A 15,687-nucleotide genomic window follows, 5' to 3' on the forward strand; every position below is an offset into this window, starting at 1 on the left:
CGAATTACTATGGGTAAGTTGTTAGAAACAATATCTTGTTATGGAATTTGTAGAGTAGTATGAGTCTATTCTAGATTGAAAGAATGGTCAACCAATTTTAAACCAATTCATTGATAGAAGTGAAATCTCTACCCAGGCCTTGGGCAACTGGGAGGCTGGTCAAGTAACCTTGATAAGTGGTCACACCTTGACGCAAGCCCTCATCTTCAGAGATTGCATGTGCGAATCCTTTGCCAGCAAGAGCTTCGATATAAGGAAGAGTGACATTGGTTAGGGCGATGGTTGAAGTACGGGCAACCGCACCAGGGATATTAGCAACGGCATAGTGGAGAACACCGTATTTTTCATAGACAGGTTCATCGTGCGTTGTCACACGGTCAGCTGTCTCGATAACACCACCTTGGTCAACGGCAACATCAACGATGACAGAGCCTGGACGCATTTGTTTGACCATCTCATCTGTCACCAATTTCGGTGCTTTGGCACCAGGGATGAGCACCGCTCCAATCACTACATCAGCATCTCTCACACTTGCTTCGATATTGAAAGAATTAGACATAAGAGTTTGGATTTGGTTTCCAAAGACTTCTTCTAGAATTGAGAGACGCTTAGCACTGATATCTAAAATAGTCACTTGAGCACCAAGACCAAGGGCGATGCGGGCAGCATGTGTACCGACGACACCACCACCGATGATGGTTACTTTTCCTTTTGGAACGCCTGGTACACCACCTAGTAGGACACCAGAACCACCAGCTTGCTTAGTAAGGAAGTGGGCTCCGATTTGAACAGCCATACGACCTGCAACCTCACTCATAGGAACGAGGAGAGGTAGTTGTCCTTGATTGTCACGAACAGTTTCATAGGCAATTCCTGTTGTTTTTGCTGCTAACATAGCATCTGCTAATTCTGGAGCAGCGGCCATGTGCAAGTAGGTGAAGAGGAGAAGATCGTCGCGCAAATAACCATATTCAGAAGCTAGTGGTTCTTTTACTTTTACGACCAACTCGGCAGCCCATGCTTCAGCAGCAGTAGCGACAATCTCAGCTCCTTGCTTTTGATAGTCCGCATCAGTAAATCCTGAACCGAGACCAGCATTTGTTTCGATGAGGACACGATGTCCACGGCTGACTAAACTATGGACGCCAGCAGGAGTGAGGGCAACGCGGTTTTCGTTATTTTTAATTTCTTTTGGGATTCCGATTAACATAGAGATAACCTACCTTTCAATTGACGGGATTGTTTTAGTTGTCACATTTCAGTTCATAAATCAAAAATGTGATGGTTTTATTGTATATGAAACCGCTTCAAAAATCAAGAAAAACTTGTCATTCAAATTTATTTATGCTAGACTAGTGAGAATCAAGCTCTAATGGAGGGAAAAGTATGGAATCAATATTTGTTAAATTTTCCAAGTATCCAACTATAGAAACGGAGCGTTTATTGCTCCGACCTGTAACCTTGGACGATGCAGAAGCTATGTTTGAGTATGCCTCAGACAGAGAAAATACACGCTACACTTTTCCAACAAATCAAAGCTTAGAAGAAACTAAGAACAACATCGCTCAGTTTTACTTGGCTAATCTCTTGGGACGGTGGGGAATCGAACTAAAAAGCAATGGTCAGTTTATCGGTACCATTGATTTGCACAAGATTGATACTGTTCTTAAGAAGGCAGCTATTGGCTACATTATCAATAAAAAGTATTGGAATCAAGGATTGACGACAGAAGCCAATCGTGCCGTGATTGAACTGGCTTTTGAGAAGATTGGAATGAACAAGTTGACCGCTCTTCACGACAAGGACAATCCCGCATCAGGAAAGGTCATGGAGAAATCAGGTATGCTCTTTTCCCACGAAGACCCCTATGCCAGAATGGATAATAAAGAACCAGGTCGAATCATCACAAGAGTTCATTATGTCTTGACTAAGGAAGACTATTTTGCAAATAAATAAGCAGTTGAAAAGAAATTTTCGACTGTTTTTTTCTTTCTCTTGCGAATAATATAAGAGAGGAGAAAATATGGAAGCAATTATCGAGAAAATCAAAGAGTATAAAATCATTGTCATCTGTGCAGGTTTGGGCTTGGCCTTGGGCGGATTTTTCCTACTAAAGCCAACTTCACAAACATCTGTGAAAGAAACAAATTTGCAGGCTGAAGTTGCAGCTGTTTCAAAGGATTCATCATCTGAAAAAGAAGTGAAGAAGGAAGAAAAGGACGAATCTCCTGAACAAGATCTAATCACAGTAGATGTCAAAGGTGCTGTCAGATCACCAGGGATTTATGATTTGCCAGTTGGCAGTAGGGTTCATGATGCCGTTCAGAAGGCAGGTGGCTTGACAGAGGAGGCAGATAGTAAATCGCTCAATCTCGCTCAGAAAGTCAGTGACGAGGCTCTGGTCTACGTTCCGAGTAAGGGGGAAGAAGCAACTAGTCAGCAGACTACCTCTGGAACGTCTCCTTCGACAAGTAAAGAAAAGAAGGTCAACCTAAATAAAGCTAGTCTGGAAGAACTCAAGCAGGTCAAAGGTTTGGGAGGAAAACGAGCCCAGGATATTATCGACCATCGTGAGGCAAATGGCAAATTCAAGTCAGTAGATGAACTCAAGAAAGTCTCTGGCATTGGTGCAAAGACCATAGAAAAGTTAAAAGACTATGTTACAGTGGATTAAGAGTCTTCCTAGCCCCTTAATCTATCTGGGTGTTCTATTACTTTGGCTTTACTACGCTATTTTCTCAGCGTCCTATCTTGCTTTACTAGGCTTTGTTTTTTTGCTGCTCTGTCTCTTTTTTCAATTTCCTTGGAAATCTGCAGGCAAAGTTCTAGCGATTTGTGGAGCCTTTGGCTTTTGGTTTCTGTTTCAAAACTGGCAACAGACACAAGCTAGTCAAGACTTAGTCGCTTATGTTGAAAAGGTGAGGATTTTACCAGATACTATCAAAGTAAATGGAGACAGTCTGTCCTTTCGGGGCAAGGCTGACGGCCGTACCTTCCAAGTTTACTATAAACTCCAGTCCGAGGAGGAGAAAGAGCAATTTCAAGCCTTGACAGAGCTCTATGAGATTGAACTAGAAGGAAAACTTTCCGAGCCAGAAGGCCAGAGGAATTTTGGTGGCTTTAACTATCAAGCCTACCTGAAGACTCAGGGGATTTACCAGACATTGACTATCAAGAACATCCAGTCACTTAAAAAGGTTAGCAGTTGGGATATAGGAGAAAATCTGTCTAGTTTACGTCGAAAGGCTGTAGTTTGGATCAAGACGCACTTTCCAGACCCTATGCGCAACTATATGACAGGGCTCTTGCTGGGACATCTAGATACGGACTTTGAGGAAATGAATGAGCTCTATTCCAGTCTTGGAATTATCCATCTATTTGCCTTGTCAGGTATGCAAGTGGGCTTCTTTATGGATGCCTTTAAGAAACTCCTCTTGCGATTGGGCTTGACCCAAGAAAAGTTGAAGTGGCTAACTTATCCCTTTTCTCTTATCTATGCAGGTCTGACAGGATTTTCAGCTTCGGTCATTCGCAGTCTCTTGCAAAAGTTACTGGCCCAACATGGTATTAAGGGCTTGGATAATTTTGCTTTAACGGTGCTTGTCCTCTTTATCATCATGCCCAACTTTTTCTTGACAGCAGGAGGAGTCTTGTCTTGCGCTTATGCTTTTATCTTAACCATGACTAGCAAAGAAGGGGAGGGACTCAAGGCTGTTGCTAGAGAAAGTCTGGTCATTTCCTTGGGAATATTGCCTATTCTATCCTTCTATTTTGCAGAATTTCAGCCTTGGTCTATCCTTTTGACCTTTGTATTTTCCTTTCTGTTTGATGTGGTCTTTTTGCCACTTTTGTCCATCTTATTTATTCTGTCTTTTGTTTACCCAGTCACTCAGTTTAACTTTGTCTTTGAGTGGTTGGAGAACATCATTCGCTTGGTATCGCAGCTGGCAAGCAGGCCTCTGGTCTTTGGTCAACCCAACGCATGGTTGTTGATTCTACTGTTAGTTTCATTAGCCTTGGTCTATGACATGAGGAAAAACATCAAAAGACTAGCAGGATTTAGTCTCTTTATTGTGGGTCTCTTTTTCTTGACCAAGCATCCACTTGAAAATGAAATCACCATGCTGGATGTAGGGCAGGGAGAAAGCATTTTTCTAAGGGATGTAACTGGTAAAACCATCCTCATAGATGTCGGTGGCAGGGCAGAGTCTGATAAGAAAATCGATAAATGGCAAGAAAAGGCGACGACCAGCAATGCTCAGCGCACCTTGATTCCCTATCTAAAAAGTCGAGGAGTAGATAAGATTGATCAGCTGATTTTGACCGACACAGATAAAGAACATGTTGGAGATTTGCTGGAGGTGACCAAGGCTTTCCATGTCGGGGAAATTTTAGTATCAAAAGGAAGTTTGACACAGAAGGAATTTGTGGCAGAACTACAAGCGACTCAAACCAAGGTACGCAGTGTGACAGCAGGGGAGAATTTACCGATTTTTGGCAGTTACTTAGAAGTCCTATCTCCAAGGAAGATTGGAGATGGAAGTTATGATGATTCACTCCTTCTTTATGGAAAACTCTTGGATAAGCACTTTCTCTTCACTGGAAACTTGAAGGAGAAGGGAGAGAAGGAACTTTTAAAGCAATACCCTAACTTAGAGGTGGATATCTTGAAAGCAGGCCAGCATGGTGCTAAAACCTCATCAAATCCAGCTTTCCTAGAAAAACTCAAACCAGAAATTACTTTCATTTCAGTTGGAAAAAATAATCGTGCCAAACTCCCTCATCAGGAAACCTTGACACAACTGGAAAATATCAAGAGTAAGATTTACCGAACTGACCAGCAAGGAGCTATCCGCTTTAAAGGATGGAATAGTTGGCGAATTGAAACGGTTCGATAAAATAGACAAACTTTTCGAAAAATTGACTTTTTATCTTGACAAGGAATAGAAAACTTGGTATCATATAAAAGTTGAGAAAAGCAGAAGTGAGAGCTTCTCGCCTTGTGACATCAAGTTGCCTGGCCCTACGGATGAAAAGTTTCTAAGAAACGCTATCATAACGTGCGGGCTTGTATCATTACGAGTCCGCTATTGTTTTTCTCTAATAATAAAAAAGAGGTGAAAACCATAGCAAAGCAAGACTTATTCATCAATGATGAAATTCGTGTACGTGAAGTTCGCTTGATCGGTCTTGAGGGAGAACAGCTAGGCATCAAGCCACTCAGCGAAGCGCAAGCATTGGCTGATAGTGCAAATGTTGACTTAGTATTGATTCAACCCCAAGCAAAACCACCTGTTGCTAAAATTATGGACTACGGTAAGTTCAAATTTGAGTATCAGAAAAAGCAAAAAGAACAACGTAAAAAACAAAGTGTTGTTACTGTGAAAGAGGTTCGTCTGAGTCCAACTATTGACAAGGGTGACTTTGACACAAAACTTCGCAATGCACGCAAGTTCCTTGAAAAAGGAAATAAAGTTAAGGTATCCATTCGCTTTAAAGGGCGTATGATCACCCATAAAGAGATTGGTGCAAAAGTTTTAGCCGAGTTTGCTGAAGCAACACAAGATATTGCGATCATCGAACAACGAGCTAAGATGGATGGACGCCAAATGTTCATGCAGTTGGCGCCAGCAACTGACAAAAAATAAGTGTCAGTAAGTTAAACAAAGGAGAAAAAATCATGCCAAAACAAAAAACACACCGCGCATCAGCTAAACGTTTCAAACGTACAGGTTCTGGTGGACTTAAACGTTTCCGTGCTTACACTTCTCACCGTTTCCACGGAAAAACTAAGAAACAACGTCGTCATCTTCGTAAAGCATCTATGGTGCATTCAGGAGATTTCAAACGTATCAAAGCAATGCTTACTCGCTTGAAATAATAGCCTAACAGTAAGTAAACAATTCTAGGAAATATTTGGAGGAAATAAAACATGGCACGTGTTAAAGGTGGCGTTGTATCACGCAAACGTCGTAAACGTATTCTTAAATTAGCAAAAGGTTACTATGGAGCTAAACACATCTTGTTCCGTACTGCAAAAGAACAAGTAATGAACTCTTACTACTATGCATACCGTGACCGTCGTCAGAAAAAACGTGACTTCCGTAAATTGTGGATCACTCGTATCAATGCGGCAGCTCGTTTGAACGGACTTTCATACTCACAATTGATGCATGGTTTGAAATTGGCTGAAATCGAAGTTAACCGTAAAATGCTTGCTGACTTGGCTGTTAACGATGCAGCAGCTTTCACAGCTCTTGCAGATGCAGCTAAAGCAAAACTTGGTAAATAATGACAAACTGTTTCATTCTTACTCTTGTGGTTTTTACCGCAGGAGTAAGGTGAAACTTTTTTGTTTTTCTTAAATGATTTTCTATTTTAGAGAGCAAATCACAGATTTTTTCAAAGAAAATAGGATATTTCTTGTATAATAGGAATATCTAAAAAGATTTGGAGTTAGAAGAAGATGATAGTTGGTATTGATTTAGGAACGACTAATTCTTTAGTAGGGGTTTATCAAGATGGTCAGGTTAAGTTGATTCCCAATGCTTTTGGTGAGTATTTGACGCCTTCTGTTGTGGCTTTGGATGACAATGATGAGATTATAGTTGGAAAAATTGCCAAGGAACGCTTGGTGACACACCCAGATAAGACGGTTTCACAGTTTAAGCGTTTTATGGGGACCAAACATGAGTTGACGCTAGGAAATCGAGCATATAAGGCTGAAGAATTAAGCTCCTTTATCATTCGAAAGTTGGTAGATGATGCAGAGACCTATCTTGGAGAAAAGGTCGAGGAAGTGATTGTCAGTGTACCAGCCTATTTCAACGATGCTCAACGCTATGCGACCAAACTAGCAGGAAAATTTGCTGGAGTTCAGATTGACCGGATTATCAATGAACCCTCCGCAGCGGCTCTTGCTAAAAGATCTATGGTAAACCAAGAAGATCAATCTTTTATTGTAGTTGATTTTGGCGGTGGGACTCTTGATATTTCAGTTGTAGAGCTTTTTGATAACATTGTCGAAATCGTGTCGATTGCAGGGGACAATCGTTTGGGAGGAGAAGACTTTACTGCGGCTATTGCTGAGGAATTTTTAGCCTCCAACCAATTAACCAAGGATACGATTTCCCGAGAATTTTATAGTAAAATTCTGGTACAGGCTGAAAAGACAAAGCTGGAACTTAATGATAAAGAAGAAGTGAAGATGACAGTGATGGACCAAGATCAGGAATACTTTTTAGACTTGAGCTACCAGCGCTTTTATGAACTTTGTCAACCGCTGCTGGCTCGTGTTAAGGCTGTTTTGGACCGTGCCTTGATGGATGCACGCTATAGCTATGTATCATCAGATAACTTTGTTCTTGTTGGTGGGACTTCGAAACTCCGCTTGGTTCAGGACTTTTTATCCTACTGTATCAATCAAATGGTTCAGGTATCTGATGATCCTGATCGGATGATTGCGAGAGGTTGTGCCCTTTTAGCAGGAATAAAAGAACGGAAGGGTGAGATACGAGATTTGCTACTGTCTGATATTTGTCCTTTTACACTAGGGATTGAGATAGTTGGAGACCGTTTTTCACCGATTATTGAGCGAAATTCCACCCTACCTGCTTCACGCATTGAGCAGTATTATACTGCTGAATTGGGACAGAGCCAAGTCAAGATAAAGGTCTATCAAGGTGAGATGATGAAGGCTTCACAAAATCTCTTCTTAGGTGAATTAGAAGTTCCCGTACCTGTGAATACTCGCGAAAAAGAAAGTTTAACAGTTCGTTTTACCTATGATTTAAATGGAATTTTGGATGTAGAAGTGAAAATTGATTCCACACAGGAAATCTTTAGTCATGTTATTCTCCAAGATAGTGTTACTCTGACAGAAAAGGAAATCAAGGCTAAGCAAGCAGAGTTGACTCGCTATAAGATCAATGCTCAAGAAACAGAGGTTTATCGTTTCTTGATTGAAAAAGCGAATCGTGTGTACAGTATGCTTTTGGGAAAAAGAAGGGAAGAACTGATGGCATCAACTAGACAATTTGAAGAAGAAGTGAACCAAGCTTCTATGTACCATCTACCTAAACTCTATCAATCATTTTCAAACTATTTAGACTTCCTAGAGCGAGGACTGTAAAAAGGAGACCTTATGAATATATGGGAAACTTTAGGGATAGAGCCAACGACTGACGTCAAGCTTATTAGAAGGCGTTATGCTGAACTGGTTCGGCTCTATCACCCAGAAGACCAGCCAGAAATTTACCAAGAAATTGTTGAAGCTTACCAAAAAGCCTTGACTTATGCGAGGTCTAGAAATACAAGACCAGAAAATAGCCTAAGAAAAGCGAGTGACTCTCAAGAGGCTACTGAACTTGAAGAAGAGGCGAATGAAAAGACTAAGTCTAGTCTCAACTTTGAAAACTTGACTGAAGAAACGAAGACTGAGAACGAAGAGTCTGAAAGATCTAGTCTTGATTTCAGTGATTATCAGCAATCAACTGATAAAACCAGCGATTCCTTTAATTTTGAAACTTTTAAAGCAGAAGAGGATGAGCCAAAGTCCACCCTTGACTTTAGTAGTTATAATGAAGCAGCCTATTTAATTCGAAATGCGATTGAAAGTATTGTTGGGAATAATGACTATAACCTAGAGGAACAAGAACATCTATGGCGTCAGTTTTTTCATCAGTATCAGTATGATATGGACATTGTTCAATCCGTTTTAGAGGAAATGGATGTTTATATTTTCAACAAATCGGAGCAATTTTCTATCGTCATTCCTTTGCTGGAAGACTATGTACCCGACTTTCGATACTGGGGATATTACTATAAACTGAAGCATTGGAAGGTTAAAAGAGCTACTGCAAACAAAAATGGAGAACCTCTAGAAGCGGCGAAAAAAGAAACTGCTAAATTGTATGCTTCTTATCGTTTGTGTCAAGCAATTCTTGAAGATTCCCAAAGAGCTAATCAGATTGGGACTTGGATAAATTTTTTCAGTCAATCATTTTCTCCTAGTACTGTCATTTTTCTCTTGAATAGCAGTAAACAAATAATTACAAGCATTCCAGTTTTAACCTTTATCTTGGAGAAGATTGAACCAGAGACGAGAGAGGAGGATAAAGAAGCCTATGATGAGCTTGTGGTTTACTTAAATGAATTAAATGCAAATACAGATGAACCATTCGATATTCATCGTTATAATCTGCTAAATCCATCGGAGGTTGAGGAAAAACTATATCTCTTAGTATATAATCCATATCAAGACGAGTACAAACTGTTACGTGATTGGCAATACCTTTTTGAATCAGTCAAAGATCACACGCTCCTACTTGATTTGTTAGAAAAGGTGGACGTCTATCCTTTAACCAATGCGAAAGTGTTAGCCCTCGTTCTCCAATTTGTAGAGCGTTACAGCGATGAGGAATCAAATCCTTACCTGAAAAAACTCCATTTCTGGAAGAGTATCCATTCCTATCCTTCAGTGGTAGAGGAGTATGAACTAGACAAAAAGGAAAATTTTGATTACTGGTACAATGAAGGTTATCTTTATATGGATAAGCTCACTAAGAGCGATGAAGATATCAATGATTGGGAAAAGTGGAGAAGCTACTTTAAAGGAAGACCACGCATTCTAACGATTTTACTCCAACAGATCTATAAGGAGTACCATCGGTTTACAGACGGCGAGCTCCTGAGATATGTTTTATCTCCTTTTCCTACTTCTAAAATGGCTCCCCAAATGATGACGGAGGAGACAGACCAGAAACTAGAAGAGATGACAGTTTATGCTTATGAACTTAGTCATCCAAAGGCTAAGCACTCTTATTTGGATTGGAAAAAAAGACAGGTCTTTAAAAATAAGTTTCTTCAGATTTTCTCTGGTCTCTTTACGATTGTAAGTTTGATACTTAGTATTCTAGAGCGACCGGGTTATAATTCATGGGTTCATGCGGGTATGTTTTCTCTCTTTTACGTCTATATGCTAAAATTAAGGAAAACACCGATTGAGGAGGGAGTGACTGCTAGAGGAGAAAAACGGAAATTCTACTACAGCCCCCATCCATGGTTCCTACTAATCTTGCTATTGACCCTCGTCATTCCATCCTTACCGTTTGGTCTCATTGGTGCCCTTATGTTCATTACATTTTTCAGCTTCATCGATGGTTTCCAAGTGAGTCAGGGGCTGAAATGGGATTATTCTTTGGATAAGCTGATTCCTATCGGTATCTTTCTTTCTGCTGGTTTTCTTTCTGCTTTGGTAAATCAAAGCCAGACTATTTCAGGAGTTGCCATAGCTTACTTCCATATTTTTGCAGTCCTTGTGATTTGCTTGTCTTTTACAAGATTTAGTCCTGGATTTCCACCATCTCTGAAGAAAATTTTCATACCAGCGATCTTGGGGCTCCTACTCTTTCAAACGTTGCCCTATATTCACAGCCGTTTAGACAACTTTGATCCAACTATTCTACGAAATGAAACACTGGCTATAACTGTTATCCTCTTGTTAAATGGAATTGCCTTGTCTTATTTTACAAAGGAACAAGGCTTCATGATTGGTGTGAAGAAGGTCTTTATGATTTATGGCTTGCAGATCTTTATTTTCCTAAGAAGACTGTTGCGAATCCTATTTGCACCAAATTCAGTTTTCGGTAATAACTATCATTACAAAGACTTACTACTCATGAACAGCGAATTTACGTTCTACTTCCTCGAGGGACTTTTTGTCCTGATCATGCTTTTACTTATTGGCAATATACGCAAGGAAAATCGTAAAATTGCTGCTTAGAATAAAAGAGTATATAAGAGGACTCTAGTTCAAGTTTCTAGTAAATTTTCCTGAATAAAGGTATAATGGAACTATTAAAACGAAAGAGGTAATGAAAATGGCTTCAAAAATGCTACACACTTGCTTGCGAGTAGAAAACCTTGAAAAATCAATCGCTTTTTATCAAGATGCTTTTGGATTTAAAGAATTACGTCGCAGAGATTTTCCAGATCATGCTTTCACCATTGTCTATCTAGGACTTGAGGGTGATGACTACGAGTTGGAGTTGACCTATAACTATGATCACGGTCCTTACGTGGTAGGGGATGGCTTCGCCCATATCGCCCTCAGTACACCTGACCTTGAGGCGCTTCATCAAGAACATAGCGCGAAAGGCTATGAGGTTACAGAGCCAAAAGGACTACCTGGAACCCCACCAAACTATTACTTTGTCAAGGATCCTGATGGCTACAAGGTCGAAGTCATTCGTGAAAAATAATCGAGTGAAGTCAAGTAGAATGTTCGTTTTCTACTTGACTTTTTTTCTTTGAAAGAGTATACTAATACAAATTTAACCTTTAAGGGGAGTCCAGAGAGACTCACAAGGTGTCAGATAAAAGGGATAAGGGGACTCTCTGTGGAGACTTTTTAAGTGTGCGCATGAGTTCTAGCCTAACCCAACTGAGGCCTTGCATTAGCAAGGCCTTTTCTTTATCTGGTCCCCTTAAATTTAAGGAGGAAAAGTCATGAATCCCACATGTAAGAAACGTTTGGGTGCTATTCGTTTGGAAAGCATGAAGGTGGTCGCACAAGAGGAAATTGCGCCAGCAATCTTTGAATTAGTCCTAGAAGGAGAAATGGTTGAAGCCATGCGAGCAGGCCAATTTCTCCATCTGCGCGTGCCTGATGATGCCCATCTCTTGCGCCGTCCTATTTCAATTTCGTCTATTAACAAGGTCAAGAAGCAGTGTCATCTCATTTATCGGATAGAGGGGGCTGGGACAGCTATTTTTTCAACATTAAGTCAGGGAGATACTCTTGATGTGATGGGGCCTCAGGGAAATGGTTTTGACTTGTCTGATCTGGACGACCAGAGCCAAGTTCTCCTCGTTGGTGGTGGGATTGGTGTTCCGCCCTTGCTCGAAGTAGCCAAGGAATTGCATGCGCGTGGGGTGAAAGTAGTGACAGTCCTCGGTTTTGCCAACAAGGATGCTGTTATTCTTGAAACCGAATTGGTCCAATATGGTCAGGTTTTTGTTACGACAGATGATGGTTCTTATAGCATCAAGGGAAATGTTTCTGTTGTTATCAATGATTTAGGTAGTCAATTTGATGCGGTTTACTCATGTGGGGCACCTGGAATGATGAAGTATATCAATCAAAAATTTTATAATCACCCAAGAGCCTATCTATCTCTAGAATCTCGTATGGCTTGTGGGATGGGGGCTTGCTATGCCTGCGTTCTAAAAGTGCCAGATAGTGAGACGGTCAGTCAACGTGTCTGTGAAGATGGCCCTGTTTTCCGTACAGGAACGGTTGTATTATAAGGAGAAAATCATGACTAAAAATCGTTTACAAGTTTCTCTACCAGGCTTGGATTTGAAAAATCCTATCATACCAGCATCAGGCTGTTTTGGTTTTGGTCAGGAGTATGCCAAGTACTATGATTTAGACCTTTTAGGCTCCATTATGATCAAGGCGACGACACTTGAACCCCGTTTTGGGAATCCAACTCCCAGGGTTGCAGAGACGCCTGCTGGTATGCTCAATGCAATCGGTTTGCAAAATCCTGGTTTAGAAGCTGTTTTAGCTGAAAAACTGCCTTGGTTGGAAAGAGAATATCCAACACTTCCTATCATCGCTAATGTAGCTGGCTTTTCAAAACAAGAGTACGCTACTGTTTCTCGAGGAATTTCTAAGGCTGCAAATGTAAAAGCTATTGAGCTCAATATCTCTTGTCCGAATGTGGATCACGGTAATCATGGACTTTTGATTGGACAAGATCCTGATCTAGCTTATGAAGTGGTAAAAGCAGCTGTGGCAGCCTCTGATGTGCCAGTGTATGTTAAGTTAACCCCTAGTGTAACGGATGTTGTCACCATCGCCAAAGCCGCAGAAGATGCGGGAGCAAGTGGCTTAACCATGATCAATACTCTAGTCGGTATGCGCTTTGACCTCAAAACAAGAAAACCAATCCTAGCCAATGGAACAGGTGGAATGTCTGGACCAGCAGTCTTTCCAGTAGCCCTCAAACTCATCCGCCAAGTCGCCCAAACAACCGATCTTCCCATCATTGGAATGGGGGGAGTGGATTCGGCTGAAGCAGCGCTAGAAATGTATCTGGCTGGTGCCTCTGCCATCGGAGTTGGAACAGCCAACTTTACCAATCCTTATGCCTGTCCTGATATCATCGAACATCTACCAAAAGTCATGGATAAGTATGGCATTAGCAGTTTGGAAGAACTACGCAAGGAAGTCAAAGACAGTCTGAGATAAGCTAGGTCTTCCTTATCGTCAACAAGAAATAGAATCTTCATCAATTTGTAATATTTCCGTCTATTAACTATGTTACAATAGGGTTTAGAAAACGTTATTGGAGCATTTAAATGAAACGATGGAAAGTGGCCCTAGTAAGTGCTGGCTTATTGGGGTGTTTTTTTACTGTAGTGGAGACAGCAAAAGCAGAAGAGGGAACTTGGCAAGGAAAGACCTACCTCAAAGCAGATAGGAAACCAGCAACCAACCAATGGATCTATGACCAAACGCAACAGGCCTGGTTTTATTTAACAGCTGATGGAAATCGTGCTGAGAACGGCTGGTTGACTGTTGGTGGTAAGGATTACTATTTTAACGAAGCTGGAAAATTAGCCACAAAAACGTGGGTTGGCCAGTACTATGTGACTGAAAGTGGTACTAAAGCCAAGGAACAGTGGGTATTTAATCAGGAACAAGAATCCTGGTATTATCTCAAGTCTGATGGTCAGAAAGCTCAAAACGAATGGATTCAACAAGGTCAGGAAAAATATTACCTTAAAGCAGACGGGAAAATGGCTAAAGATGAGTGGATCACTCAAGGGGAGAACCAGTACTACATCAATTCACAAGGTAAAATGCTGAAAAATGCTTGGCTTGGTAAGAACTATATATCAGAAAATGGTCATAAGGTTAAACAAGCTTGGATTTATGATGACAACTATAGCAGTTGGTTCTACCTTCAACAAGATGGTACCTATGCTGAAAATGGCTGGTTAACCCTAGATGGGAAGGACTACCATTTTAAATCAGGCGGTTATCTTTCTACTGAACGTTGGATTGACCGCTTCTATGTTGCTAAAAGTGGAGCCAAACTGAAATCCGAATGGCTCTTTGACAAGAATTATAACTCTTGGTTTTACTTGAAAGCTGATGGTAGCTATGCCGAAAAAGGCTGGGAAACGATTAAAGAAAAAGATTACCATTTCAAATCAGGTGGCTATCTTTCTACCGAGCGCTGGATTGACCGCTTCTATGTTGCGAAGAGTGGAGCCAAACTGAAATCGGAATGGCTCTTTGACAAGAATTATAACTCTTGGTTTTACTTGAAAGCTGACGGAACCTATGCTGAAAAAGGTTGGCAAACAATCAAAGGCAAGGATTACCATTTCAAATCAGGCGGCTACCTCTCTACAGAAACTTGGATTGACCGTAGTTATGTGACAAGTAGTGGAGCAAAAGCTGGCAAAGGGTGGCTCTTTGACAAGAATTATAACTCTTGGTTCTATATCAACTCTGATGGAAATTATGCCAATAAAGAATGGCTCTGGGATAATGGCTACTATTATCTCAAATCTGGTGGTTATATGGCTTCGAGTGAGTGGGTATGGTACAAGAATAACTGGTTCTATCTCAAGTCAAATGGAAAGATGGCTGAGAAAGAATTAATCTACGATTCATCCGACCAATCATGGTACTACCTTAAATCAGGCGGTTATATGGCAAAAAATGAAACTGTGGATGGTCATACCTTGGATGCTTCTGGTAGATGGCATGTTGCGGATAAAACCAAGTATTATAAGGTAAAACCTATCACAGCCTATGTCTATAGTGCATCTGGAGAAATCTTGAGTTACATTAACCAAGGAAGTATTGTTTCACTGGATAGCTCGACGCGAAAAGGCGGCCGACTTGCAGTTTCGATTTCTGGCTTGTCTGGCTATATGAATCAAAGTGATTTGACAGCAGTAGATGAAGGAAGCGAGTTTATCCCTCATTATACTAGTGATGGGAAATTCCTCTACCATGAACTCTCTCCTTATACGAGTATCAAAGTAGCTCCACACACATCTGCCATGGTTATTGGTAAGAAGTACTACTCAACTGATGGAGAGCATTTTGATGGCTTTACCATTAAAAATCCTTTCCTCTATAAAAACTTGAGAGAACCAAGTAATTATAGTGCAGCTGAATTGGATAAACTGTATTCGATGATGAACTTGCAGGATAGTCCTCTCGCAGGTAAAGGAGCGACTTTCAAAGAAGCTGAGGAACGCTACGGTGTCAATGCCCTTTACTTGATGGCACATAGTGCCCTTGAAAGTGCTTGGGGACGCAGTCAAATTGCCAGAGATAAGAACAACTTCTTTGGTATTGCTGCTTATGATACGAGCCCATATCTCTCAGCCAAGAGCTTTGATAATGTGGATAAAGGAATCCTTGGAGCCGCCAAGTGGATCCGTGAGAACTACATCGACTATGGCAGAGACCACCTTGGAAATAAAGCGACCGGAATGAATGTTCGCTATGCTTCTGATCCATACTGGGGTGAGAAAATAGCCAGCATCATGATGACCATCAATAGTAGACTTGGTGGGAAAGACTAATCAAAAGAAATCAACGGTAACTACTGAAAAAGTGGTTATCGTTTTTGTTTTAAACATTGGAGGAGA

Annotated in this window: 13 protein-coding genes and 1 other annotated feature; of the genes, 12 read left to right on the forward strand and 1 reads right to left on the reverse strand. The window is 40.9% G+C overall.

What is annotated here, in order from left to right:
* Window positions 1-97: 97 nt before the first annotated feature.
* Window positions 98-1,210 carry an alanine dehydrogenase gene (gene ald / locus SORDD25_RS00035; RefSeq protein WP_061852163.1) on the reverse strand — a complete coding sequence of 371 codons (1,113 nt, stop codon included), beginning with the start codon at window positions 1,208-1,210 and terminating at the stop codon, window positions 98-100.
* A 176-nt stretch (window positions 1,211-1,386) separates the two neighbouring features.
* On the opposite strand from ald, the gene SORDD25_RS00040 reads away from it, so the two are divergent.
* From SORDD25_RS00040 to SORDD25_RS00095, 12 genes are all read left to right on the forward strand, one after another.
* Window positions 1,387-1,956: a GNAT family N-acetyltransferase gene (locus SORDD25_RS00040; RefSeq protein WP_061852164.1), complete on the forward strand. Its 570-nt coding sequence runs from the start codon at window positions 1,387-1,389 to the stop codon at window positions 1,954-1,956.
* Between the two features lie 67 nt (window positions 1,957-2,023).
* On the forward strand, window positions 2,024-2,674 hold the full coding sequence (locus SORDD25_RS00045; RefSeq protein ID WP_061852165.1) for a helix-hairpin-helix domain-containing protein: 651 nt from the start codon (window positions 2,024-2,026) through the stop codon (window positions 2,672-2,674).
* Entirely contained in the window at window positions 2,658-4,898 is a 2,241-nt protein-coding gene (locus SORDD25_RS00050) for a DNA internalization-related competence protein ComEC/Rec2 (RefSeq protein WP_061852166.1), read from the forward strand. Before SORDD25_RS00045 ends, SORDD25_RS00050 begins: the two co-directional genes overlap by 17 nt.
* A 72-nt stretch (window positions 4,899-4,970) precedes the next feature.
* Window positions 4,971-5,102, forward strand: a sequence feature (ribosomal protein L20 leader region).
* A 15-nt stretch (window positions 5,103-5,117) separates the two neighbouring features.
* Complete coding sequence (gene infC, locus SORDD25_RS00055; protein WP_000848184.1) at window positions 5,118-5,648, forward strand: translation initiation factor IF-3; 531 nt, start codon at window positions 5,118-5,120, stop codon at window positions 5,646-5,648.
* A 32-nt stretch (window positions 5,649-5,680) separates the two neighbouring features.
* Window positions 5,681-5,881: a 50S ribosomal protein L35 gene (rpmI, locus tag SORDD25_RS00060; protein WP_001125942.1), complete on the forward strand. Its 201-nt coding sequence runs from the start codon at window positions 5,681-5,683 to the stop codon at window positions 5,879-5,881.
* A gap of 51 nt (window positions 5,882-5,932) precedes the next feature.
* Window positions 5,933-6,292, forward strand: coding sequence for a 50S ribosomal protein L20 (gene rplT / locus SORDD25_RS00065; protein ID WP_000124830.1), 360 nt, complete (start codon window positions 5,933-5,935; stop codon window positions 6,290-6,292).
* 174 nt (window positions 6,293-6,466) lie between these two features.
* Entirely contained in the window at window positions 6,467-8,131 is a 1,665-nt protein-coding gene (locus SORDD25_RS00070) for a molecular chaperone HscC (RefSeq protein ID WP_061852167.1), read from the forward strand.
* Between the two features lie 12 nt (window positions 8,132-8,143).
* Window positions 8,144-10,783, forward strand: a complete 2,640-nt coding sequence (locus SORDD25_RS00075; protein ID WP_061852168.1) for a J domain-containing protein — start codon at window positions 8,144-8,146, stop codon at window positions 10,781-10,783.
* Window positions 10,784-10,880: 97 nt separating this feature from the next.
* On the forward strand, window positions 10,881-11,261 hold the full coding sequence (gene gloA, locus SORDD25_RS00080) for a lactoylglutathione lyase (RefSeq protein ID WP_061852169.1): 381 nt from the start codon (window positions 10,881-10,883) through the stop codon (window positions 11,259-11,261).
* 247 nt (window positions 11,262-11,508) lie between these two features.
* Window positions 11,509-12,309, forward strand: coding sequence for a dihydroorotate dehydrogenase electron transfer subunit (locus SORDD25_RS00085; RefSeq protein WP_061852170.1), 801 nt, complete (start codon window positions 11,509-11,511; stop codon window positions 12,307-12,309).
* Window positions 12,272-13,258, forward strand: coding sequence for a dihydroorotate dehydrogenase (locus SORDD25_RS00090; RefSeq protein ID WP_193750102.1), 987 nt, complete (start codon window positions 12,272-12,274; stop codon window positions 13,256-13,258). The genes SORDD25_RS00085 and SORDD25_RS00090 overlap by 38 nt, the downstream gene beginning before the upstream one ends.
* 110 nt (window positions 13,259-13,368) lie before the next feature.
* Window positions 13,369-15,621, forward strand: a complete 2,253-nt coding sequence (locus tag SORDD25_RS00095) for a glucosaminidase domain-containing protein (protein WP_081103616.1) — start codon at window positions 13,369-13,371, stop codon at window positions 15,619-15,621.
* Window positions 15,622-15,687: the final 66 nt, after the last annotated feature.

This window comes from Streptococcus oralis (assembly GCF_001579525.1).
In the GTDB taxonomy this organism is placed as follows: Bacteria; Bacillota; Bacilli; order Lactobacillales; family Streptococcaceae; genus Streptococcus; species Streptococcus oralis_M.